The sequence below is a fragment of the Amycolatopsis thermalba genome (assembly GCF_023376025.1).
GTDB classification, from domain to species: Bacteria; Actinomycetota; Actinomycetes; order Mycobacteriales; family Pseudonocardiaceae; genus Amycolatopsis_E; species Amycolatopsis_E thermalba.
The window spans coordinates 7,229,265-7,253,020 of record NZ_CP091196.1 but is presented as its reverse complement, the minus strand read 5'-3'; the positions used below and the strand labels follow the sequence as shown (position 1 = coordinate 7,253,020).

Below are 23,756 nucleotides of genomic sequence, written 5' to 3'. Positions count from 1 at the left end.
TCACCAGTAGAGCAGATGGGGCCGGCGGCGGGCGGTGAACTCGTCGAGCTCGGCCTGCCACGACCCGACGATCTCGTCCACACCGGCGCCGCGGTCGACCATCGTCCGCACCCGGTCGGAGCCGGTCAGCTTGTCGATCCCGTTGTCCGCGCGCCAGGCGAAGATGTCCGGGTGCAGCTTCTTGGCCGTCACCAGCATGGCGACCCCGGTGCGGATGGCGTCGAACGCGGCCGGGTCGGTGACCGTCAGCTGCACCCCGCCGCAGGTCTGGTTCACGAACTTGCTGAACGTCGGCACGAAGTAGGTCTCCCGGAACCGCACACCCGCGAGCCCGAGCGCCGTCAGCTCGTCCCGCCACCGCCAGTCGATACCGGGCGCGCCGATGATCTCGAAGGGCCGGGTCGTGCCGCGTCCCTCGGAGAACACCGTGCCCTCGAACATGCCCGTGCCCGGGTAGACCAGCGCGGTGTCCGCGGTCGGCATGTTGGGACTCGGCGGCGTCCAGGTCAGCCCGGTGCCGGCGAAGAACGTGTCCCGGCGCCAGCCCTCGGCCTGCACCACCTGCAGGTCGGCCAGCCGCACGCCCTCGGCGGGCAGCAACTCGGCGGCGAAGTACTTCGCCAGCTCGCCGACGGTCATGCCGTGCTGCTGCACGATCGGTTTGAGCCCGACGCCGGAGGCGAACTTCGGGTGCAGCATCGGGCCGTAGGCCTTGCCGCCGATCGGGTTCGGCCGGTCGAGGACGACGAAGGCGGCCCCGGTCCGGCCGGCGGCGGCCATCGCCGTGTACATGGACCAGATGTAGGTGTAGAAGCGGGCCCCGACGTCGGCGATGTCGAAGACCACCGTGTCCACGCCGGCCTTGGTGAACATCCCGGCCAGCTTCGCCGCGTCCGCGCCGTACGCGTCGTACACCGGGATGCCGGTGCGCGGATCGGTGTAGTCGCCCTCCGAGCCGCCGGCTTGGGCGCTGCCGCGGAACCCGTGTTCCGGCCCGAACGCGGCGACCGGCCGGACCCCCGCGGCGATCATCGAGTCGACGACGTGATCGCCGTTCTCCAGCACACCCGTCGGGTTCGACAGCACCCCGACCTTGCGCCCGGCCAGCGAGCGCCAGCCCTGGCGGGCGAGGGCGTCGGCGCCGGTGACCACCGGTCCACGGGCCCCGGACGGGATGGCGGGCACCGGTTCCGCGAGGGCGGACCCGCCGGTCAGCAGGGGTGTCGCGAGGGCGCCGGTGACCAGGAACCCGCGCCGGTTGAGCCTCACCATGTCAGTCCTGTGCCGAAGGGATAGCGGATCTGGCCGGCGTCGTCGCCCGCCGGTACGTCGACGGGCAGCTTGCCCTGTGGTGCGATCTCACCCTTGAGCACCTTGGCCAGCGAAGCCATCGTCACATCCCGCCAGTCGTACGTCGCCACCCAGGTCGGTACGTCGGCGTAGCCCGGGTCGTACGGCTCCTGGATGCTCACGGCGACCACCGGTTTCCCGGTCGCGAGCAGTTCACGCACGAGGTCACCCTGGCCGGTGTCGCTGCGCAGGCCGTTGGTCAGGACGACGACCGTGTCCGCTTCGCCGGCCGCCGCGACCGCATCGGCGATCTTGGCCGCGGTCGGCTTGGCGCCCGTCGAGACGGCCGTGCCGCCGAGCCGCTCGGCCAGCGCCCGCACCGGTTCCGCCGGGTAGCCGGGGTAGTTCGGGTTGTTCCAGCCGGTGACCAGGACCTTACCGGGATCGCGCAGGGGCAGCAGCCCGGCGTCGTTGCGGAGCACCGTGGTCGTGCGGTCGGTGAGGGCCTGGATCTTGTCGCGGTTGGCCGCGCTGCCGACGACCTGCTTCACGGCCCGTGTGTTGACCAGCGGGCTGGCGACGATGCCGCGCTTGTCCTTGAGCTTGAGGATCCGCAGCACGCTCTGGTCGATCCGCTCCTCGGTGAGCCGCCCGTTCTTGACCGCGTCGAGCACGCTGTTGACGGCCAGCCCGAGGTCCGGCGGCATCAGCATCTGGTCGACCCCGGCCTCCAGGGCCAGTACCGGGATCTCCGCGTCGCTGTGCAGCTGCCGCACCCCGGCCATCTGCAGCGAGTCGGTGGCGACCACCCCGTCGTAGTGCAGCTCGTCGCGGAGGATCCCGGTGATGATCGGCTTGGACAGCGTCGCGGGCTCGCCGGACGGGTCGAGGCTGGGCACGGTGATGTGCGCGGACATGATCACGTCGGTCCCCGCGTCGATCGCCGCCCGGAACGGCGGCAGGTCGATCTGCCGCCACTGGTCCTCGGTCCGGTTGATGACGGGCAGACCGGTGTGGCTGTCCGTGGCCGCGTCACCGTGGCCGGGGAAGTGCTTGGCCGCCGCCGAGACGGTCTCCGTCGCCGGCCCGGAGTTCTGGTAGCCGTCGACCTCGGCGGCCACCAGCTCGCTGGTCAGCGCCGGATCGGCGGAGAACGACCGGGTGCCGATGACCGGGTTGAGCGGGTTGGAGTTGACGTCCGCGTCCGGCGCGAAGTCCTGGTTGATGCCCATCGCCCGCAGCTCGTGACCGTTCACCGTGGCCAGCGTCCGCGCGTCCTCGGCGCTGCGTCCGGCACCCACGGCCATGTTGGACGGGTACTCCGTGGCCGGTGCGGCGATGCGCGTGACCCGGCCGCCCTCCTGGTCCGTCGAGACGATCAGCGGAACCTTCGCGCCCGAGGCGAGCGCGGCCCGCTGCAGCCCGTTCGAGAAGCGCGCGACCTGCGCCGGGTCATCCACGTTGTCGGTGCCGGAGTTGTTGAAGTAGATGACGCCGCCCGGGTGGAAGCGCTGGACGACCTCCGCGGCCGTGTCGACGCCGTACTTCGTGCGGTTGCCCTCGGCGGCCTGGTCCGCGGACTTGCCCCAGACGTCGGCTACGAAGAGCTGCCCCACCTTCTCCTCGAGCGACATCCGCCGCAGCGTCTGCTCGGCCCAGCCCTCCTGCCGCCCGCCGGGTGCGGCGGAGGCAGCGCTGACCGCGCTCACGCCGAGAACACCCACGACGATCGCGGCAAGCACATGAACCCTCCGGCGCATCGCGAAACCTCCCCTGAAGATGATCACCGGCGGATGGAGCCGGCATTGGGGGAAGCTACTCAGTCACTCCGGAGCTGGTCAACGACTGCCTTACTTTCGGAGGAGCCCGAAAGTGTCTTTCAGCCGCTATCACTCTGGCGGGCTAATCCCCTGGACATAAAAATGCGCGGGCGCCGCAGCGACATCGCTAGCGGCGCCCGCCCGCGCGGACTGCTCGGGTGACCAAGCTGCAACTCATGTCGTACCTACGTGGACTCGGCGTCCGGCGTCCCGGTACGCAGTCCCTCGACGACAAGCCTCCCGCGGCGCGCTGCGCGTGGGTGCCCGGAGTCCGCGCACGGAGGTCTTCGGGGAGGAACGAGACTTCTCTTCGTCTCATCCTTGGCCGAACGACGTCCGCACTTCACTTTCTACCCAGTGACCGCCGTCACTTCAAGGGGTTGGACGGGTGCACCGGTACAGACGCTCGATCCGGTGATGCGGGCACCCTGAGCGACTAGACTTCTATGCTCCCCCACGGCGTTTGCGCGTCAGGCCGTACCAGGTCACGCCCGCGGCGGCGACCGCACCGAGGCCGAGGCCGACCGCCAAAGTCGCTGGTGACGGCGCGGGGAAGCGGCTCCGCAGCGACACCGGCTTGGTGAACTCCAGAACCGCCCAGCCCCGCTCGAGCGCGGTCCGGCGGAGCAGGCGGTCCGGGTTCACCGCGTGCGGCTTCCCGACCGTCTCCAGCAGCGGGACGTCCGTGCTGGAATCGGAATAGGCGTAACACGCGGCGAGGTCGTACCCGTTTTCCGCGGCCAATTGTTTCGCGGCCACCGCTTTTTGTTCGCCGTAGCAGTAGAACGCGATTTCGCCGGAATAGCGGCCGTCCACCACGGCCATTCTCGTCGCGACGCTGCCGGTCGCGCCGAGCATCGTCGCGATCGGGGTCACCACCTCGTCGCCGGCGGCGGACAGCACGATCACGTCGTGGCCCTCCGACTGGTGCCACGCGATCAGCTCGGCGGCCTCGGCGTAGACGAGCGGGTCGACGATGTCGTGCAGCGTCTCGTTGACGATCGCCCGCACCTGGGCGACGTCCCAGCCCGCGCACAACGCGGAGATCTCGGCGCGCATCCGCTCGGTCCGGTCCTCGTCCGCGCCGGAGAGCGAGAAGACGAACTGCGCGTACGCGCTCTTCAGCGCCGCTCGTTTGCTGATCAGCCCCTCGCGCAGCAGCGGCTTGCTGAAGGCCAGCGCGCTGGAGGAGGCGATGATCGTCTTGTCCAGGTCGAAGAAGGCCGCGACACCGGTTCCGGTCGCGGCGCGCTGTTCGCTCGGCGGCGAGGTGGGAGGTTCTGCCACGGCTTCAGGATAGGAGGAGACCGGCCGGCAGGCGGTGAGGTGACCACCAATGGTGTCGCCCGGTCGGAAATTCGTTGCCCCCCGGGAAATCGATTGCCGGTGCCGTTACCGAATTGTGGGCGCTGCGGGAGGAGTTCCGGGCCGGTTCGCGGAGTTACAGTGGAGCGCATCCGGTGTTCCCACCGGCGGTTCAGTCCAACCCCCCGGGGCTGAACCCTCGGCGACCCCCGCCCCTCCCCCCTGGCGGGGGTCGCCCCTTTTCTTCGCGCGCGCGCGGATTCTGCCACCGCGCACCGACGATCCCGCTCGCCCGAGCCGTTCCGGGCGCGAGTTGTCCACATGACCCCAGTTGTCCACAGGCGGCGCCGGAGCTTCTTGTCGCGGCATGGCGCGAGCACGACCGTGGAGTCAGGTCAATCACCGATCACTCCTGGGGGCCGTCATGGACCACGCTCGACCGCTCGTCGTCGCCCACGACGAGGTCATGCTCGACGAAATCCTGCGCGTCGCCGCGGCCGTGGGCTGCGACACCGAGCACGCACCCGACCTGCTCGCCGCCCGGCCGCGCTGGCCGGACGCGCCGCTGGTGCTGGTCGACGAGCAAGCCGTCGACGGTGACGTCGAGCTGCCTCGGCGTCCGGGCGTCCTGCTCGTCACCAAGGGCGCCCCGGATTCCCGCACCTGGCAACGCGCTTTCCGCGCCGGTGTCGAGGATGTCGTGTCGCTGCCGGAGGACGAGACGACGCTGGCCGCGGCGCTCGCCGATGTCGTCGACGGGCCGGGGCTACCGGGCGGGCGGATCATCGGCGTGCTCGGCGGTCGCGGTGGTGCCGGGGCGTCCGTCCTGGCGGCGGCCACCGCGCTGGCCGCGTGCCGCACCGATCCCGGCGCGCTGCTGGTGGACTGCGATCCGCTGGCCGGCGGCATCGACGCGTTGCTCGGCGCCGAGAACACCGAGGGGCTCCGCTGGCCCGAGCTGCGGCCCGGAGCCGGGCGGCTGTCGATGCCCGCGCTGCTGAAGTCACTGCCCGAGTTCCGGTACCGCGGTGTGCGGTTGCCGTTCCTGTCCTGCCACCGCAACGGTGACGGGCCGACCGGGCAAGGCGTGGCGGCGGTGGTCGAGGCCGGGCGCCGGGCCGGGCGGACGGTGGTGTGCGATCTGCCGCGCCACCTGGACGGGCCGGGCCTGGCGGTCATCGCACGAGCCGACCTGGTGGTCGTGGTGATCCCGGCGGAGATGCGAGCCTGCCTGGCGGCCCGGCGGGTGGTGAAGCAGCTGGGTGATCCGGCCGGCCGTGTGCGGCTGGTCGTGCGCGGACCGGCGCCGGGCGACCTCGAGCCGGGCGTCGCGGCCGGGGCTGTCGGGCTACCCCTGCTGACGTCCATGGCGGCCGAGCGCCAGCTGGACCGGGAGATCGAGCGGGGCAACTTCGCTCCGCGACCACGTGGTGCGCTGCTGGAGACCGCGCGGCTGATCCTGGCGCAGGCCCAGACGAAGCAGGTGCTGGCGGCATGAACACCGAGCTGGTCGAACGGGTGCGGCACCGGCTGGCCGGCGCCGGTGCCGGCACGGACCCGGTGATGGTGGCGGAGGCGGTCCGCGCCGAGGCCGGACGTCCGGTCGGGCACACGGAATTGCTCGACGCCCTGCGGCTGATCCGGCAGGAGCTGGCCGGTGCCGGTCCACTGGAACCGCTGCTCGCCCTGCCCGGCGTCACCGATGTGCTGGTCACCGGCCCGCACGAGGTGTGGGTGGACGGCTCGGACGGCTTGCGCAGCGTTGACGTCCACTTCTCCGGCGAGGAGCAAGTGCGCCGTCTTGCGCAGCGGCTGGCGCTGGCCGCCGGGCGAAGGCTCGACGACGCCCAGCCCTACGTCGACGGCTGGCTCCCGGGCCTCGGACCGCACGGCCGGGTGCGGCTGCACGCCGTGCTGCCACCGATCGCGGCGGACGGGACGTGTGTGTCGCTGCGGATCCTTCGTCCCGCTGTGCACGACCTGGCCGCGTTGCGCGAGCTGGGCACGTTCGGGGCCGAGGGCGCGGAACTGGTCGAGTCGGTGGTCGCCGCCCGGCTCGCCTTCCTCGTCACCGGTGGCACCGGCGCGGGCAAGAGCACCCTGCTCGCGGCGATGCTCGGGGCGGTGTCCCCGGCCGAACGGATCGTGTGCGTCGAGGACGCGGCCGAACTCCAGCCCGCGCACCCGCAGTTCGTGCGGTTGACCGCGCGGCCGCCGAACGTCGAGGGCGCCGGCGAGGTCAGCCTGCGGGACCTGGTGCGCCAGGCGCTGCGGATGCGGCCCGACCGGCTCGTGGTCGGCGAGGTGCGCGGCCAGGAGGTCTGCGAACTTCTCAGCGCGTTGAACACCGGTCACGACGGGAGTGCCGGAACGCTGCACGCCAACTCGACGGCGGAGGTGCCCGCCCGCCTGGAAGCGCTTGCCGCCCTCGGTGGCCTGTCCCGCTCGGCTCTGCACAGCCAGCTCGCCGCCGCGGTCCAGGTCGTGCTGCACATGCGCCGGTCCTCGTCGGGACAACGGGAGCTGGGCGAGGTCGGTGTGCTGAGCCGGAGCGACAACGGAGATGTCCGCGTGCTTCCGGTGTGGCAGGACGGCGGGTGGACCAAGCGGCGGGTGCTGTTCTCCGCGTTGCTGCCGCACGGAGGTGGGCCGTGCTGACGCACTCTCTGGCCTGCGCGGCGGCGGCCGCCTTGTGCTGGCCCCCGGTGCGGGGCGCGGTCGCCCGGCTGCGCGCGCTCGCACCGTCGGTGAGACGCCGCGGATTGCCGAAGCCGCGGAAAGCTTTCGCGCTCGGGCTGATGCCACTGCTGTTCGTCATGCCGCCGATGGTGTGGGCGACGGGTGCTCTGCTCGGCTGGGCCGGCTGGCGCCACTGGCACGCGCGCCGGCGATCGAAGTCCGGCCTGGCGATGCGGCGCGCGATGGCCGAGGCGCTGCACGCGATGGTGGTGGACCTCCGGGCCGGCGCCCCGCCCGCACTGGCCGCCGAGTCCGCCGCGGCCGACGCACCCCGTCCGGTCGCGGAGATCCTCGAAGCGGTGGCCGGTGCCGCGCGCTTCGGCGGGAACCTCGCGGAAACGCTGGCCACGATCCCGACGGTCGAGCCGTTGTCCGCGGCCCGGGCGCGACTGGTGCGGGCGTGGTCGCTGAGCCAACGGCACGGACTCCCACTGGCCGACCTGCTCGATGCGGCCCGCCAGGACATCACCGCGGAGCTGAGGTTCACCAGCCAGGCAGAGGCGGCGATGTCCGGCCCCCGCGCGAGCGCGATGGTCCTCGCCACCCTACCCGGTTTCGGCCTGCTGCTCGGCGAGGGAATGGGCACTCACCCGGTCCACGTCCTGTTCGCCACCAGCAGCGGCAACGCACTCCTCCTGCTCGGCGCCGCGCTGATCGTCGCGGGCAGCGCCTGGAGCGCCCACCTCACAAAACGAGGAGCACCGCGATGAGCGCATCTACCACTGTGGGCGCAGCACTGCCGCCTCCGTTCACGAGCCGAGGAGCACGGCGATGAGCACGGCCGCCGTCGTGGTCGCATTGCTCGGCGCGGCCTTGCTGACCCTGCCGGGGAGGCCAGTCCCCGGTCTGCGGCTGGCCCACCTCTTCCCGTCGCCGCGCGCGCCTGCCCGGATCCGCACGCGCCGGCCGAGGAGTGATCCTCTCGACCTCGCCGCGACGTGGGACCTGCTCGCCGCGTGCCTGCGGTCCGGGCAACCCGTGCCTGCCGCACTGCGCGCCGTTACCGACGACGTGACAGGTCCGGAAGCAGATGCCCTCCGTGCCACAGCCGGTCTGCTCGAACTCGGCGCCGACGCGACCGAGGCGTGGGCGCCCGCACTCGACTGCCCGGGCACCGCTGAGTTCGCTCGCGCGGCCAAGCGGACCGCGCGCAGCGGAACCACCCTCGCCGACGCAGCCACCGGCCTCGCCCGGGGAATCCGTGCCTCCCTCGGCGGCCGGGCCGAGGCGCGGGCGCAGCGTGCGGGCGTGCTGATCGCCGGCCCGCTGGGGCTCTGCTTTCTCCCGGCCTTCGTGTGCCTCGGGGTCGTCCCCGTGGTTCTCGGCCTGGCCGGACGCCTCAACGTGTTCTGACCGTCCACGACAGACAAAGGAGAATTCTCGTGTTGTTCCGCTCCAAGCCCACCGGCCGCCACGCCGCCCCGGCTCGCCCTCGGTGGTGGCGCCGCTGGTTCCGCCCGATCGTGACCGATGACGGCGGTATGAGCACCGCTGAGTACGCGATCGGCACGATCGCGGCCGCGGCTTTCGGTGCGTTGTTGTATTCCGTGGTCACCGGCGACTCGGTGGTCGCGGCGTTGACGGGATTGGTCGAGCAAGCGCTGACGGCGGAGTTCTGATGACCACCCGTCCCCGAGCCGGTCCGGGGGACCGAGGTGCGGTGACCGTCGAAGCGGCGATCGCACTGTGCGCCCTGGCCGTGGTGGTCGGACTGGTGCTCGCAGGCTTCACGGCCATCGCAAACCAGCTCCGCTGCACCGATGCCGCCCGGGAGGCCGCACGCCTCCTCGCCCGGGGCGAACCGCAGCTGGCCGCGCAGGCGGTCGAGCAGATCGCCCCACCCGGCGCATCGCTCTCGGTGAAGACGGAGGGCGACAGCATCACGGTGGAAGTCCGGGCCGCACCGGCGGGCGGGCCCCTCCCCGGCCTCCACCTGACAGCCAATGCGTTCGCCGTCCTCGAACCGGGAGCCGCCGATGCGCCTCCCTGACCTGATCCACCCGGCGAGCATGGTCACCCCTCGAACGAGAACGACCAGTCGGGGCGGAGGTGCTGCCCCGGACCGGCCTTCCGGATGGCCCTGCCCGAGGGAGGTACGGGTGCCGCCTGGGCAGGCACACGCGGCCCACGCACCCCGGCTACGGAACGACCGGGGCGCGGCGACCGTCTGGGCCGCCTGCGCCATCGCCGCGCTGGTGGTCGTCGCGGGGTTGCTGTGGGGGCTCGGTTCGGCTGCGATTGCCCGGCATCGGGCTGGTGGGGCGGCGGACCTCGCTGCCCTCGCGGCCGCCGGGCAGGTCGGGCACGGGACCGACCTCGCCTGTGGGCGGGCCCGCTGGGTCGCCGAGCGGATGGGGGCTCGGGTGGTGAGTTGCCGCTTCGAGGGGTGGGACGCCCTCGTCGAGGTGGTTGTCGACACCGGGCTCGGCTCGGCCGTGGGGCGGGCCCGTGCCGGTCCCTGAGGTCGGGCTCCTGCGGAACACGGCTGGCCGGGCCGGTGCTCGGCCCCTGGCGGGCAGGCGGCGCAAGCCTGGACGGCGGCGGCTCATGGGCCGGCATTGACGGGCGGACCCGTGATCACCTCCGCCGGCTGGCCCAGCGGGGCCGCGTGGTGACTTCATGCCCGGTCCGGAAGGGCCGGTTCGTGCCGGACGTCGCAGGGGGCTTGGTGGGCGTCGCTGCGACGAACGGTCGGTTCCGCGCCGAACGGTAGGTGCACCGTCGGAGGTTGGGCGGTCGCCCTCGCGCGCCGAGCGGTCACGGGGCGTGGTCGGGGCGAGCGGTGACCCCGGGCCGGAAACCGTTGGTACGCAGGAGAAACGTGTGCTGGAGATCACGATTGACGATCAGTGCGGCCGGCCGCTCGTCGTCCGGCCGCACCGGCCGAGCGGCGTTCGGCCGGGCCGAGCAGGTGCTCGACGCTCGTCGCCTCGGAGCGGCCGGTTGTCGCGCGGCGGGTTCCGGCACTTTGCAACTTGCCGTTTATTGGACATCAGACAGCCACCCGGAGCGGTGGAACGAGCAAGGAGTTGTGGACGGAAATGTTGGACACGGATTGGTCGGACAGCTGGCGGGGCGCCTTCCGCATCGAGCTACGTGCGGAGGCCATCGGTCTCGCCTGGCACGGGTGGCCGGTGCTGCCCGGCACCTTTCCGGCGCAGGCGGACGCCGAGGGCTCCTGGACCGGCCCGGTGCCCGTCCACGAGGACTGGGCCGACCGGCTCGGCGCCCACCCCAACGAGGTGGCCGGCTGGTGGACCGGTCAGCCGTACAGCCTGCTCGTCGCGACCGGCACCGTGCTGGACGCCGTCGAGGTCCCGGATGAACTGGGCAAGCGCGCCGCCCGGCTGCTCCGTGCCACCGGCCACCCCGCGCCGATCGTCGCGACGCCCGACGGTCGCTGGCTGTTCCTGACCACGGTCGCCGACCGCATTCCGGAGGAGCTCGCCACCGACGGCGAGGTCCGCTGGCACGGCCAGGGCAGCTGGATTCCGCTCCCGCCCACGCCGTTCCAGCACGGTGTCGTGCACTGGCGGGTCAAGCCGGACGTGTGGGGCTGGCGGCTGCCGTCCGCCAAGGCCGTGCACTCCGTGCTCGCCCGCGCTCTCGACCAGCGGGGTTCCGACCGGACCGCCCTCGTCGGCGCCGGTCAGTTCGCCGCAGCCTGAGCCACCCCGTGGTCGTGCCGGGCACTGTGACGACTCACCGCCCCGAGCACGGTTTCCAGCACGGCCACCGCCCCCGCCTTGTCCAGTGGGTCGTTACCGTTCCCGCACTTCGGTGACTGCACACAGGACGGGCATCCCGCCGGGCACTCGCAGGAGATGATGGCCTCCCGCGTAGCGGCCAGCCAGGGGACAACAGCAGCGAAACCGCGATCGGCGAATCCCGCGCCTCCGGGATGGCCGTCGTGCACGAACACCGTCGCCTCCCCGGTGTCAGCGTGCAACGCGGTTGAGACGCCGCCGATGTCCCACCGGTCGCACGTAGCGAACAGCGGTAGCAGGCCGATCGCCGCGTGCTCGGCGGCGTGCAGGGCGCCGGGGATGCGCGCCGGATCCAGACCGGCGCCCCCCGGCGCCCCGCCGACCTCCCGCGCCCCGCCGACCTCCCGCGCCCCGGCGGCCTCCGGCGGCACGGTGAACTTCGATGGCACAGCCTCCTGCGCTCCGGTGACTACGCGGGTGATGGCGACTTCTCTCACCCCGGCGGCCTCCTCCGGCACGGCGGCCTCCTCCGGCACGGCGACCTCCTGCGCTCCGGCAGCCACGGGCGGCGCGGCGGCTTCCCGCGCACCGGCGACGAGGCGGGCGTTGGAGAATTTCCGCGCCGCGCTGGCGCTGGTGACCTCCCGCGCGTCGGCAATTTCGGAGGCGGCTTCTTGAGAGTTGGGGCCTTCCCGCGTCCCGTTGGCTTCCGGGGCGCTGGTGTCCTCCTGCGCTTCGGCGATTTCCGAGGGCGCGGCGGCTTCCAGTAGCTCTGGGCTGATCGTGTACCAGACGGCCCGCGTCTCCAGCGTTTGTGCCGGTAGGTCCAGCGCCACCTGGTCCAGCACCTCCCCCGACGGGCGGCGTCGTAGGTAGCCCACCACCTGGGAAGTCACCGCGACCTCGCCCAGGCACACCGTCACGCCGCCGTAGTCCAGGCGCTCCTGGGTGTTCAGCACGGCGATGTCCGCGACCTCCCGGGCGGACGTCGTCCACTCCGGGTCCTCCGCGTGCACCAGCGCGATGCCCGCCTCCAGGTCCAGCTCGTCCACCACGTACGACGAACCCTGGTGCAGGTACACGGCCCCCGGGTGCACCGTCGTGCAGGCCGAGCCCGGGTCGACCGTTCCCAGCAGCCTCGACGTGTCCGCCTCGACCACCGCGATCTGCTCGCCGCCCGAACCGCGAATGTCCACCTCGTAGTGGGGGCGGTCCCGCGACGTCCAGTACCAGCCGCTGGGCCGGCGCCGCAGCAACCTGTCCGCCACCAGGCGGTCCAGCACCTCCCGCGCCGCCGCGCCGCCGAACGTCTCCAGCTCGCCAGTGGTCAACGGCAACTCCGCCGCCGCGCACGCCAGCTGCGGCGCCAGCACGTACGGGTTCGACGGGTCCAGCACCGCCGTCTCCACCGGCCGCTCCAGCACCGCCTCCGGGTGGTGCACCAGGTACGTGTCCAGCGGATCGTCCCGGGCCACGAACACCACCAGCGCGTCGTCACCCGACCGGCCGGCCCGGCCCGCCTGCTGCCAGAACGACGCCAGCGTGCCCGGATACCCCGCCAGCACCACCGCGTCCAGCCCCGCGATGTCCACACCCAGCTCGAGCGCGTTCGTCGTCGCCACGCCCTTGAGCTCGCCCGACAACAACGCCCGCTCCAGCGCCCGCCGCTCCTCCGGCAGGAACCCGGCCCGGTACGCCGCCACCTGACGAGGCAACTCACCGTCCACTTCGGACAACAACCGCCGGGCGCCCAGCGCCGTCAGCTCCGCACCCCGCCGCGACCGCACGAACGCCAGCGTCCGCGCGCCCTCGATGACCAGCTCCGCCAGGATCCGGCTCGCCTCCGCCCCGGCCGACCGGCGCACCGGCGCCCCGTTCTCACCCCGGTGGTCCTCCATCAGCGGCGGCTCCCACAGCGCCACTGTCCGCGCCCCGCGCGGCGACGCGTCCTCGACCACCGGCACGCAGTCCGCGCCCACCAGACGGCATGCGAACTCGCCCGGCTCCGCCGTCGTCGCCGACGCGAGGATGAACACCGGCGACGACCCGTAGTGCCGCGCCACCCGCTGCAGCCGCCGCAGCAACAACGCGACGTGCGACCCGAACACGCCCCGGTAGCTGTGGCACTCGTCGATCACGACGTAGGACAGCTTCCGGAACAGCCGTGCCCACCGCGAGTGCGCGGCCAGGATTCCGCGGTGCAGCATGTCCGGATTCGTGAACACCCACCGCGCGTGCGCCCGCACCCAGTCGCGCTCGGCCATCGGCGTGTCCCCGTCGTAGGACGCCGCCCGCACCCCCGGGATGTCCAAAGCGGACACCGACCGCAGCTGGTCGGCGCCCAGCGCCTTCGTCGGCGACAGGTACAGCGCGCACGCCTTGTCGTCGGACGCCAGCGTCGACAGCACCGGCAGCTGGTAGCACAGCGACTTGCCCGACGCCGTGCCCGTGGACACCACGACGTGCCGCCCCGCGAAGGCCAGCGACGCCGCCTCCGTCTGGTGCGCCCACGGCCGCTCCACCCCGCCCGACCGCAGCGCATCCACCACGCGCGGATCCGCCCACGACGGCCAGTCGGTGTGCCGCGCCTCGCGGGCCGGCAGATCGGCCACGTGGGTCACCGGGTTCTCCCGGATCCCGGCGGTGACCCTGTGCAGCAACCGCCGCGCGCGCTCGGTTCCCGCAACCACATCCACGCTTCCCAGCTTCGCACACGTGTACGACAGAACCGTTCTCGTGTGAAAAGATCATGAACCGTGAGCAGGCTCACATGCACTGAGCGTGATCGTTACGGGACGCCCTGACCGCGCCGGATCCATTACCAATACACTCCCCGCAACCGGCACCACTTGTGGTGTAGATCCCATGCCAGCGTCGGCACGGCTTCCCCTAGGCGGGCTGTCACTGGCGACAGGAACGTTTCCAGGAGGACGGATGTCCCGGCAGACCCTCGCGGAGGGCCTCGAGTTTTCCGGAGGTGACTACGGCATCGCGGCCGTGGTCGCCGTCATCGCCCTGGCCGCTCTGGTCATCGGCTGGTTCCTGCTCAAGGAGGTGCTGGCCGCCGGCCAGGGCACCACGAAGATGCAGGACATCGCCAAGGCCGTGCAGGAAGGGGCGGCCGCGTATCTGAAGCGGCAACGCAACACCCTCTCGATCTTCGGGGTCGTGGTGTTCCTGCTGCTGCTCGCGCTCCCGGCGGAGGACTGGAACGAGCGCATCGGCCGCTCGTTGTTCTTCCTCGTCGGCGCGGTGTTCTCGTTCCTCATCGGCTACACCGGCATGTGGCTGGCGACGCGGGCCAACCTGCGGGTCGCCGCTGCCTCCCGTGAGCCGGGCGGCCGGGAGAAGGCGATGCGCGTCGCGTTCCGCACCGGCGGCGCGGTCGGCATGTTCACCGTCGGCCTCGGCCTGTTCGGCGCCGCGGTCGTCGTGCTCGTCTACACCGGCCAGGCGCCGAAGGTGCTCGAGGGCTTCGGCTTCGGCGCCGCGCTGATCGCGATGTTCATGCGTGTCGGCGGCGGCATCTTCACCAAGGCCGCCGACGTGGGCGCGGACCTGGTCGGCAAGGTCGAGCAGAACATCCCCGAGGACGACCCGCGCAACGCGGCCACCATCGCCGACAACGTCGGTGACAACGTGGGTGACTGCGCCGGCATGGCCGCCGACCTGTTCGAGTCCTACGCGGTGACCCTGGTCGCCGCGCTGATCCTGGGCAGCACCGCCTTCGGTGTGGACGGTCTGCTGTTCCCGCTGATCGTGCCGGCCATCGGTGTCATCACCGCGGTTATCGGCGTCTACATCACGCGTGCCCGCTCCGGTGAGAACGGCCTGGTCACGATCAACCGCTCGTTCTACATCTCGGCCGGCATCTCGGCCGTGCTGTGCGCGGTCGCCGCGTTCGTCTACCTGCCCGGCTCGTTCGCCGAGTTCGGCCCGGACCAGGCCGGCATCGACGGCAACCCGGCGCTGATCGCGTTCGTCGCGGTGGTCATCGGCATCGTGCTGGCCGGCGTCATCCTCAAGCTCACCGGCTACTACACCGGCACCGAGCACGGCCCGGTGAAGAACGTCGGGGAGACCTCGCGCACCGGTGCGGCGACGGTGATCCTGTCCGGCATCTCGGTCGGTTTCGAGTCGGCCGTCTACACCGCGCTGGTGATCGGCGCGGCGGTGTTCGGCGCCTACCTGCTGGGCGGCACGATCGCGTTGTTCGCGGTCGCGCTGGCCGGCACCGGCCTGCTGACCACGGTCGGTGTCATCGTCGCGATGGACACCTTCGGCCCGGTCTCGGACAACGCGCAGGGCATCGCGGAGATGTCCGGCGAGGTCGACGAGGACGCCGCGCAGATCCTGACCGAGCTGGACGCGGTCGGCAACACCACCAAGGCGATCACCAAGGGCATCGCGATCGCGACCGCCGTGCTGGCCGCGACCGCGCTGTTCGGGTCCTACCAGGACTCGATCTCCAAGGCGCTGGCCGACATCGGCGAGTCCGCTGCCGGCGTGAAGTCGTTCGTGGACACGATCGTCAGCCCGAACACGCTGGTCGGCGTGATCATCGGCGCCGCGGTGGTCTTCCTGTTCTCCGGTCTCGCGGTCAACGCCGTGTCCCGCGCCGCGGGCGCGGTGGTGTACGAGGTGCGCCGCCAGTTCCGCGACATCCCGGGGATCATGGAGGGCACCACGCGGCCCGAGTACGGCAAGGTCGTCGACATCGTCACCCGCGACTCGCTGCGTGAGCTGGCCACCCCGGGTCTGCTCGCGGTGTTCGCCCCGATCGCCGTCGGCTTCGGCCTCGGCACCGGCGCACTGGCCGGCTACCTGGCCGGTGCGATCGCGACCGGCACCCTGATGGCGATCTTCCTGGCCAACTCCGGTGGCGCCTGGGACAACGCGAAGAAGCTGGTCGAGGACGGCCACCACGGTGGCAAGGGCTCCGAGGCGCACGCCGCGACGGTCATCGGCGACACCGTCGGCGACCCGTTCAAGGACACCGCGGGCCCGGCGATCAACCCGCTGATCAAGGTGATGAACCTGGTCTCGGTGCTGATCGCGCCCGCCGTCGTGCAGTTCTCGATCGGGCCGGACGCCTCCGCCGGTGTGCGGATCGCGATCTCGCTGGTGGCGGTGGCGATCATCGTCGCCGCGATCGTGGTGTCGAAGCGCCGCGCGAGTGTCATGACCGAGACGCCGAGCGAGGACGCCACCCCGGCGAAGACCGCCTGATTTCCCGCGAAGGCCGGGCTCGTCGCGCACGCAGCGTGACGGGCCCGGCCTTTTCCATGCCCGGCGGTTGCGATCCGCAATCGTCTCGGTACGGTCGGGAAAGAGCTTCGCGTCGGCAGCTGGAGGTGTGTGGGTGCGGCCCGGGAAGTCCGTGTTCCTGGTGGTACTGACCGGGCTCTGCGTGGGCCTTTCCGGATGCGGCCAGCAACCCGTGAGAAACGTCGAGCCCGGTGGGCCCGGCCTGTCGCGGGAGGAGGTCCAGCTGCAGGACGCCGCCGCGCGGTGGGCCGACGACTACTGCGTCGCGGTCGGCTCGCTGGTCCAGGGGCTGGTGACCATGCCGAGCGTGGACCCGAGCAGCCCGCAGCGCGCCGTGCGCACGTCGAGCGAGCTGCTCGGATCGGTGATCAACGGCCTGGACCGGGCACTGGACGGGCTCAACGAGCTGCCGCCGTCCCCGGTGCCCGGAGGTGACCAGGTGCGTGCCCAGGCCGTGACCGACTTCCAGGGCGTGCGGGACCGCGCCTCCGCCGCCCGGCAGCGGCTCGATTCGACCGAGCCGGGCGCCATCGACGAGGCCACGCTCGGGCAGGCGCACGGCCCGCTGGACGAGGTGGCCCGCCTCGACCTGCTGAACCGCTTCGACGCCGTGCCCGAGCTGGCCACCGCGGTCGCGCACGCCCCGGTGTGCCGTCAGCTCACCGTGCAGGTGACCGCGACGCCCCGCTAGACGAGCAGTGCGCAACTCCGTTGGTGGTCCGGGCCAGGGCGCGGGGCGCGCTCGGCGGGGTGGCAGCCGGACTGGCTCCGCCTCGACCCGCTAGCTCATGCGAGCGCGGGCGTAGGCGGCCATGGCGTCGCTCAGGTACTCGGCGAATCCGGGCTGGATGGCCTCGTACTGGCTGCGGAAACGCTCGTCGTCGCGGTACAGGCGGCCCAGGCCGGTGTAGGACTCGGCGTCCGGCGTCCAGAAGTTCTCCAGCCAGGCGCGGTGCGCCGCGACCGCGTCGAGCACGCGCTCGTCGTCGACCGGCACTCCCTCGCGGGCCAGTTCGGCCAGACGCTCGGCGGCCTCGCCGCCCTGCCGCTTGACCTCGGCCCACTTCTCGTCCGACCAGCGCTTGCTCCGTTCGTGCGACGCCAGGGCGTTCGCACCCCACCGTTCGGCCGCTTCCTGTGCCAGCCACTTCGCCTTCTCCGAGTGCGGTGAAAACCCCTCGAACAGTTCCTTGGCGGACATGTGTTCCCCTCCTTCCAGTTCTTCGATGGTCCGGGCGACGGTGTCGGCGAGCCGGTCCAGCCGATCGCGCTCCGCCAGCAGCCAACTCCGGTGCAGCCGCAGCGCCTCCGCCCGGGACACGGACCCGTCGAGGATCCGCGCGATCGTGTCCAGGCCGAGGCCCAGCTCGCGCAGCAGCAGGATCTGCTGCAACCGGATGAGCTGTTCCCGCTGGTAGTAGCGCCTCCCACTGGTGTCGGCGAAGGCCGGTGGCAGCAGGCCGATGTCGTCGTAGTGCCGCAGGGTCCGGGAGGTCACCCCGGAGGCCTTCGACACCTGGACGATCGACAGCGGTTCCTCCATCTCGTCTCCGTTCTCGCCCGTGAAAACCACGGTAGAGGTTGACGCCGCGTCAACTTCAAGAACTTTTTCTCCGCGACGACTCGCGGGAAATCGAACGGGTGTTCTACCCTGTCCGCTGTGGATCAGATGTCGCTCTTCTCGGCGGAGGCGAGCGGCCCGGACATCGCCGACCTGAGCGGCGTCCTGTGCGGGCAGGGCCAGATCACCGGCTTCGCGCGCACGGCCGCCCGCCTCACCGTCGAGGTGGACGAGGTGTGGCGGGCGCGGGTGCTGGCCGCCGAGTTCGGCAGGCGCGGGGTGTCGGCCGAGCTGAGCCGCACCGAGGACGGCAGGCCGATGATCCGCACCGCGTTCCGGTCCGACCTGATCGGGCTGGCCAGGGCGTGGCTGGACGACGACGGGAAGTCGCTGCCGGGACGGTTCCGGCTGACCGGTGCGGCCTTGCGGCTGTGGGCGCTCGCGGCCGGACGGCCCGGCGTCCAGGGGTACCTGCTGGCCGTCGACGAACGGGCGCCGGACACGCACGAACCGCTCGCCGAGGCGTTCCGGCAGGTCGGCCTGCCGGCGCAGCTGATCGGGCCGAAGGGCGGTGGGCCGGCGGTCCGGGTCACCGGCCGCCGCAGGCTCGCGACGCTGGCCGAGCTGATCGGCATGCCCCCGCCGGGCGCCGAGCCGGTGTGGCCGCGGCACGCACCGGCCCGGCAGGCGGTCTGATCAGGCGGGGATGGGCACCGGAACGGGCAGCGCGGCCGGCTTGGGCAGCATGCAGCCGTCCCGCGTCAGGTTGAGCTGGTTGTTCTTCGCGAAGCAGGCCGGGATCCGGTAGGTCTGCTGGCCGTAGGTGAGGCCGCGCCGCGCGAACACCACGCCGTTCTCGTCGACCTCGCACGGGTTGTTGAACGTGCAGACCCCGCCGTCGTCGTTGCCCGTGTTGTTGACGCCGACGATCTGCCGGCTGCCCTGGTCGACGATCGGCGAGCCGGAGGTGCCGTGGATGGTGTCGCAGCCGGGGGCGTACCGGATCGAGTCCTTCCAGGTCCACTCCGCCTCGCGCACCGAGTACACCACCCGCTCGATCGAGCAGTTCCACGTGCGGGTGAAGAAACCGGAGACGACGCTGACCGGCGTGCCCACGTCGGCCGGCGAGGCCGCGAGCGTCAACGGGTGGCCGCCGAGCTCGCGGGCGATCTCCCGGTAGGACGAGTCGAGGGCGTACAGCGCGACGTCGGTGTCGGTCATCGTGGCGTAGACGAGCTTCGTGGCGCGGATCCGGCCCAGCTCGCGGCCGTCGGCGCCGAGCAGCACCATCTTGCGGTTGACCGGCTGGTTGACCAGGACCTCGCCCGCCTCCGGCATGCCCGACTCCAGGCAGTGGCCGTTGGTGAGGACGAGCGCCCGGTCGAACTCACCGGACTGGGGCAGCCGGACGAGTGACCCGGAGCAGTTGCTGAGCTTGACGATCCCGCTGTAGTCGTCGGCGGGAGCGGCGGACGCGGCGCTGACCCCGGCCAGTGCGGGAGCGGTCAGCAGGACGGCCAGAACGGTGAGCAGGCGGCGGAACATAGGCGGAGCGTAGCGGAACGGCTACTCAGAAGCCCCGCGCAGCGTGTGTCCGGCATCACGTGCTAGGTGTGGAAAGGGGGAGATGACGCACGCCGACGCCCATCCCGGCTGGGAAGCGCGACGGCGTGTTACGTCACCTCGGGGGACATTACCGGCAGGCAACGTGCACACTTGCTGGTTGAACAGGCGCCGCTGCTTTGGCGGCGGGACGGAGCAGGAGAGCGGACAGCGTGGCTGGATCGACGAAGACGAAGAAGAACGACGCCGGGGCGAACGGCGCCGGTCGTCGACGGTTGGTGATCGTCGAGTCGCCCGCCAAGGCCCGCAAGATCGCGTCCTACCTCGGTCCGGGCTACGTCGTGGAGTCCTCGGTCGGGCACATCCGGGACCTGCCGTCGAAGGCCGACGACGTCCCGGCCAAGTACAAGGGCGAACCGTGGGCGAAGCTCGGCGTGGACGTCGACCACGACTTCGAGCCGCTCTACGTCGTCTCCGCGGACAAGAAGTCCAAGGTCACCGAGCTGAAGAGCCTGCTCAAGGACGTCGACGAGCTGTTCCTCGCCACCGACCCCGACCGCGAGGGCGAGGCCATCGCCTGGCACCTGCTGGAGACCCTCAAGCCGAAGGTCCCGGTGCGCCGGATGGTCTTCCACGAGGTGACCGAGCAGGCCGTCCGCGCGGCCGCCGAGGACACCCGCGAGCTGGACGGCGACCTCGTCGACGCGCAGGAGACCCGCCGCATCCTGGACCGGCTCTACGGCTACGAGGTATCGCCGGTGCTGTGGAAGAAGGTCATGCCGCGGCTGTCGGCGGGCCGGGTGCAGTCGGTGGCGACGCGGCTGGTCGTCGAGCGCGAGCGGGAGCGCATCAAGTTCACCTCGGCCTCGTACTGGGACATCTCCGCCACGATGGACGCCGGCGAGGACGCGACCCCGCGCCAGTTCCCGGCGCGGCTGGTGTCGGTCGACGGCGCGCGCCTGGCCACCGGCAAGGACTTCGACGCCTCCGGGCAGCTCAAGGCGAACTCCCAGGACGTCCGGGTGCTCGAGGAAGCGGCGGCGCGGGCGCTGGCCCAGGGTCTGCAGCAGCGCGACTTCAAGGTCACCAGCGTCGAGGAGAAGCCGTACACGCGGCGGCCGTACGCGCCGTTCATGACCTCCACGCTGCAGCAGGAGGCCGGCCGCAAGCTGCGCTTCAACGCCGAGACGACGATGCAGATCGCGCAGCGGCTGTACCAGAACGGGTACATCACCTACATGCGTACCGACTCCACGACGCTGTCGGAGTCGGCGCTCGCCGCGGCCCGCAGCCAGGCGACCGAGCTGTACGGCAAGGACTACGTCTCGCCGACGCCGCGGCAGTACACCCGCAAGGTCAAGAACGCGCAGGAGGCCCACGAGGCGATCCGGCCCGCCGGTGAGGTGTTCCGGACGCCGGGCCAGGTCGCGGGCGAGCTGCAGGCCGACGAGTTCCGGCTGTACGAGCTGATCTGGCAGCGCACGATCGCCTCGCAGATGGCCGACGCCAAGGGCACCACCATGTCGGTGCGCATCACCGGCACCGCGAGCACCGGCGAGGAGTGCGTGTTCGCCTCGTCCGGCCGCACCATCACCTTCGCCGGCTTCCTCAAGGCCTACGTCGAGGCGGTGGACGCCGACTCCGGCGCCGAGGCCGACGACAAGCAGAGCCGCCTGCCGCAGCTGGTCAAGGACCAGGCGCTGACCGCGACCGAGCTGTCCCCGGACGGCCACGCGACCACGCCGCCGGCCCGCTACAACGAGCCCAGCCTGGTCAGCAAGCTGGAGGAACTGGGCATCGGCCGCCCGTCGACGTACGCGTCGATCATCAAGACCATCCAGGACCGCGGCTACGTCTGGAAGAAGGGCTCCGCGCTGGTCCCGTCGTGGGTCGCCTTCGCCGTGGTGGGGCTGCTGGAACGGCACTTCGAGCGGCTGGTCGACTACGACTTCACCGCGGCCATGGAGGACGAGCTCGACCGCATCGCGGCCGGGAACGAGCAGCGCACCCGCTGGCTGTCGCGGTTCTACTTCGGCGGCGAGCAGGGCGTGGACGGCTCGGTGGGCCGCCTGGGCGGGCTGAAGAAGCTGGTCAGCGGCGGCGTCGAGGACATCGACCCGCGCGAGATCAACTCCATCCCGATGTTCGAGGACAACGACGGCCGCACGGTGCACGTGCGGGTCGGCCGCTACGGCCCGTACCTGGAGCGCGAGGTGGACGGCAAGCCGCAGCGCGCGAACCTGCCCGAGGACCTGCCGCCGGACGAGCTGACCGTGGAGATCGCGGAGCGGCTGTTCGCGACACCGCAGGAGGGCCGTGAGCTGGGCGTCGACCCGGTCACGAACCACCGGATCGTGGCCAAGGAGGGCCGGTTCGGACCGTACGTCACCGAGGTGCTCGAGGAGCCCGAGGAAGCCGAGGGCGCCAAGAAGAGCAAGGCGAAGAAGCCGAAGCCGCGCACCGGTTCGCTGTTCCAGTCGATGTCGATCGAGACGGTGACGCTGGAGGACGCGCTCAAGCTGCTGTCGCTGCCGCGCGTGGTGGGCAAGGACCCGGAGTCGGGTGAGGAGATCACCGCGCAGAACGGGCGCTACGGGCCGTACCTGAAGAAGGGCACCGACTCGCGGTCGCTGTCCAGCGAGGACCAGATCTTCTCGATCACGCTGGACGAGGCGCTGAAGATCTACGCCGAGCCGAAGCAGCGCGGCCGACGCGGGGCCGCGAAGCCGCCGCTGAAGGAGCTGGGCGAGGACCCGGTGTCCAAGAAGCCGATGGTGGTCAAGGACGGCCGGTTCGGGCCGTACGTGACCGACGGGGAGTACAACGCGACCCTGCGCAAGGGCGACAGCATCGAGGGGCTGACCCCGGAGCGGGCGTCCGAGCTGCTCGCCGAGAAGCGGGCGAAGGGTCCGGCACCGAAGAAGAAGGCGCCGGCGCGCAAGGCCCCGGCGAAGAAGGCGGCCGCCAAGAAGTAGGCCTCGAACAGCAGTTCGAGCAAAACTGTCGTACCCCGGGGGCACACTGCCCCCGTGACGACGATCGACGAACTGCTGACCGAGGCCGCCCGGCCGGTGCTGGACACCGTGCCGGAGCGGGCCAGCACCTGGGACCTGTACGCGCCGTTCGCGACGGACGACGACGTCGAGCGGATCCGGTACCCGCTCAGTCGCTCGGCCGATCCGGCCGACCTGGTGGCCGAGGTCGAGGAGCACAACGCGTGGATGGCGCAGCTGCGGGACTCGCCGTTCGTCGAGGGCGGCGACCTGACCGACGACGCGATGCGGGCGTTCGCGCTGATGCTGCGCGGCCCGATCCGGATGGTGCTCACCGGCGTGCACAGCGGGCTGGACGGGCCGCTGGACGTGCGGGTCTACGCCGACACGGCGGCCGGGGTGCTGTGGAGCTGGCGTCCGGACACCACGCAGGTCGGCGGGTGGGGCTTCCGCGAGCTGCGCACCCTGTTCGACCAGGTGGTCGGGTTCGTGCCCGAGCAGCGCCGGGGCCGGTTCGAGTCGGTGATGCTGCAGGCCGGTCCCGCCGGTGAGCTGACCGGCCGGGACGCCGCGCAGGCGGAGCGCGTGCGGCAGTTCCTGCGGCGGCCGCGCACCGGCACCACCCTGGTCGACCTGATGGCGTTCGACCGCCGCTGCGCGCAGTTCCCGCGGCTGGGTTACGTCGTGGTGGACAACGATCTGGGCAGGCACGTGCTGGCCACGGTCACCGAGCCGGGGGAGGGCACGCAGCTGTTCCTGGTTCCGTCCGACCGCGACCGGCTGGCGCAGTGGATGACCGACGCGGTCGAGGCGGCGATGACCTGTGCCTGATCCGGTTGCGCAGAGTGATCGAGGGGTTGCCCGGATGGGCGCGTGCGAGCCGCGAAAAGCCCACTACGCTGGGACGAGGTGTTTCCGAACGCACGGGAGTGGTCACCATGAGTCCGGCGAAGGACGACGGGCGCTTCGACGGGGACGGCACGCAGTCCGGCCTGCCGCCGCTGACGTTCAGCGACGCCGTCTCGGGGTCGGTCAACGACGCCGAGGGCTACCAGCCGTTGAAGGTGGCCAAGCCGGTCGAGCCGGACCCGGAGAAGGTCCGCGAGATGATCGAGGCGATGTCGGACAAGCCGGCCGCGCCGCCCGAGGTGCCGGTGGACGACACGCCACCCGCGGCTCCCGCCCAGGCGGTGCCGCCCGCGCCGCCGCTGGGCATCCTGCCCCGGCAGCGCACCTGGACCGGGCGCAAGAAGCTCGCCTCGTGGTCGCGGCCGTCGTTCCGCCTGCCGCGGCCGGGCCAGGGCGGCTCGGTCCGCCGGGCGAAGCCGTCCAGCGGGTCCACGGCGTTCCTGGTCGCGATCCTGCTGATGGTCGTGTTCGGCGTGCTCGCGATCCAGTTCCTGTCGAGTCTGATCGACACGCTCAGCGGCATCTTCGACTAGCCCACGACGGGACGATCCACCTATTCCGGACACCTATCGCCCACCAGGACGGGCGCTCTCAGACCGTC

Annotated in this window: 20 protein-coding genes; 14 read left to right on the top strand and 6 right to left on the bottom strand. The window is 71.7% G+C overall.

Features of this window, described 5'->3' with window-relative positions; all coding sequences use genetic code 11:
• The 3 genes from L1857_RS35120 to L1857_RS35110 form a co-directional block, all read right to left on the bottom strand.
• Entirely contained in the window at positions 1-1,269 is a 1,269-nt protein-coding gene (locus tag L1857_RS35120; RefSeq protein ID WP_116110239.1) for an exo-beta-N-acetylmuramidase NamZ family protein, read from the bottom strand.
• Positions 1,266-3,050, bottom strand: a complete 1,785-nt coding sequence (locus tag L1857_RS35115; RefSeq protein WP_167481533.1) for a glycoside hydrolase family 3 protein — start codon at positions 3,048-3,050, stop codon at positions 1,266-1,268. Before L1857_RS35115 ends, L1857_RS35120 begins: the two co-directional genes overlap by 4 nt.
• 504 nt (positions 3,051-3,554) lie before the next feature.
• Entirely contained in the window at positions 3,555-4,397 is an 843-nt protein-coding gene (locus tag L1857_RS35110; protein WP_116110194.1) for an HAD family hydrolase, read from the bottom strand.
• A 442-nt stretch (positions 4,398-4,839) separates the two neighbouring features.
• On the opposite strand from L1857_RS35110, the gene ssd reads away from it, so the two are divergent.
• The 8 genes from ssd (at position 4,840) to L1857_RS35070 (ending at position 10,822) form a co-directional block, all read left to right on the top strand.
• A complete protein-coding gene (gene ssd / locus L1857_RS35105; protein WP_249467335.1) occupies positions 4,840-5,913 on the top strand; it encodes a septum site-determining protein Ssd in 1,074 nt (357 codons plus the stop codon).
• Positions 5,910-7,073: a TadA family conjugal transfer-associated ATPase gene (locus L1857_RS35100; protein ID WP_116110196.1), complete on the top strand. Its 1,164-nt coding sequence runs from the start codon at positions 5,910-5,912 to the stop codon at positions 7,071-7,073. The genes ssd and L1857_RS35100 overlap by 4 nt, the downstream gene beginning before the upstream one ends.
• A complete protein-coding gene (locus L1857_RS35095) occupies positions 7,067-7,864 on the top strand; it encodes a type II secretion system F family protein (RefSeq protein ID WP_249467332.1) in 798 nt (265 codons plus the stop codon). Before L1857_RS35100 ends, L1857_RS35095 begins: the two co-directional genes overlap by 7 nt.
• A 61-nt stretch (positions 7,865-7,925) precedes the next feature.
• The gene (locus L1857_RS35090; RefSeq protein ID WP_116110197.1) at positions 7,926-8,507 is read left to right on the top strand and encodes a type II secretion system F family protein; all 582 of its coding nucleotides are present in this window, start codon (positions 7,926-7,928) and stop codon (positions 8,505-8,507) included.
• The gene (locus L1857_RS35880) at positions 8,450-8,773 is read left to right on the top strand and encodes a DUF4244 domain-containing protein (protein ID WP_420836360.1); all 324 of its coding nucleotides are present in this window, start codon (positions 8,450-8,452) and stop codon (positions 8,771-8,773) included. Before L1857_RS35090 ends, L1857_RS35880 begins: the two co-directional genes overlap by 58 nt.
• Complete coding sequence (locus tag L1857_RS35080; protein ID WP_116110198.1) at positions 8,773-9,144, top strand: TadE family type IV pilus minor pilin; 372 nt, start codon at positions 8,773-8,775, stop codon at positions 9,142-9,144. Before L1857_RS35880 ends, L1857_RS35080 begins: the two co-directional genes overlap by 1 nt.
• Before the next feature lie 109 nt (positions 9,145-9,253).
• Positions 9,254-9,616, top strand: a complete 363-nt coding sequence (locus L1857_RS35075) for an Rv3654c family TadE-like protein (RefSeq protein WP_240323122.1) — start codon at positions 9,254-9,256, stop codon at positions 9,614-9,616.
• Positions 9,617-10,195: 579 nt separating this feature from the next.
• Positions 10,196-10,822: a bifunctional DNA primase/polymerase gene (locus tag L1857_RS35070; protein ID WP_094005598.1), complete on the top strand. Its 627-nt coding sequence runs from the start codon at positions 10,196-10,198 to the stop codon at positions 10,820-10,822.
• On the opposite strand, the gene L1857_RS35065 is transcribed toward L1857_RS35070, so the two are convergent.
• Positions 10,804-13,551, bottom strand: a complete 2,748-nt coding sequence (locus L1857_RS35065) for a DEAD/DEAH box helicase (RefSeq protein WP_429728469.1) — start codon at positions 13,549-13,551, stop codon at positions 10,804-10,806. The genes L1857_RS35070 and L1857_RS35065 overlap by 19 nt on opposite strands.
• A gap of 244 nt (positions 13,552-13,795) precedes the next feature.
• On the opposite strand from L1857_RS35065, the gene L1857_RS35060 reads away from it, so the two are divergent.
• The gene (locus tag L1857_RS35060) at positions 13,796-16,090 is read left to right on the top strand and encodes a sodium-translocating pyrophosphatase (protein ID WP_116110199.1); all 2,295 of its coding nucleotides are present in this window, start codon (positions 13,796-13,798) and stop codon (positions 16,088-16,090) included.
• 211 nt (positions 16,091-16,301) lie between these two features.
• A complete protein-coding gene (locus tag L1857_RS35055) occupies positions 16,302-16,820 on the top strand; it encodes a hypothetical protein (protein WP_240323123.1) in 519 nt (172 codons plus the stop codon).
• 90 nt (positions 16,821-16,910) lie between these two features.
• On the opposite strand, the gene L1857_RS35050 is transcribed toward L1857_RS35055, so the two are convergent.
• Entirely contained in the window at positions 16,911-17,672 is a 762-nt protein-coding gene (locus tag L1857_RS35050) for a MerR family transcriptional regulator (protein WP_094005602.1), read from the bottom strand.
• Between the two features lie 126 nt (positions 17,673-17,798).
• Here L1857_RS35050 and L1857_RS35045 point away from each other — a divergent pair, with 126 nt between their 5' ends.
• Positions 17,799-18,386, top strand: coding sequence for a hypothetical protein (locus tag L1857_RS35045; protein ID WP_116110201.1), 588 nt, complete (start codon positions 17,799-17,801; stop codon positions 18,384-18,386).
• On the opposite strand, the gene L1857_RS35040 is transcribed toward L1857_RS35045, so the two are convergent.
• Positions 18,387-19,235, bottom strand: coding sequence for a trypsin-like serine peptidase (locus L1857_RS35040; protein ID WP_094005604.1), 849 nt, complete (start codon positions 19,233-19,235; stop codon positions 18,387-18,389).
• A 230-nt stretch (positions 19,236-19,465) separates the two neighbouring features.
• Here L1857_RS35040 and topA point away from each other — a divergent pair, with 230 nt between their 5' ends.
• From topA to L1857_RS35025, 3 genes are all read left to right on the top strand, one after another.
• On the top strand, positions 19,466-22,228 hold the full coding sequence (gene topA / locus L1857_RS35035) for a type I DNA topoisomerase (RefSeq protein ID WP_094005605.1): 2,763 nt from the start codon (positions 19,466-19,468) through the stop codon (positions 22,226-22,228).
• A gap of 54 nt (positions 22,229-22,282) precedes the next feature.
• Positions 22,283-23,077, top strand: a complete 795-nt coding sequence (locus tag L1857_RS35030; RefSeq protein WP_094005606.1) for a hypothetical protein — start codon at positions 22,283-22,285, stop codon at positions 23,075-23,077.
• A gap of 107 nt (positions 23,078-23,184) precedes the next feature.
• Entirely contained in the window at positions 23,185-23,688 is a 504-nt protein-coding gene (locus L1857_RS35025; RefSeq protein WP_249467326.1) for a hypothetical protein, read from the top strand.
• Positions 23,689-23,756 lie beyond the last annotated feature (68 nt).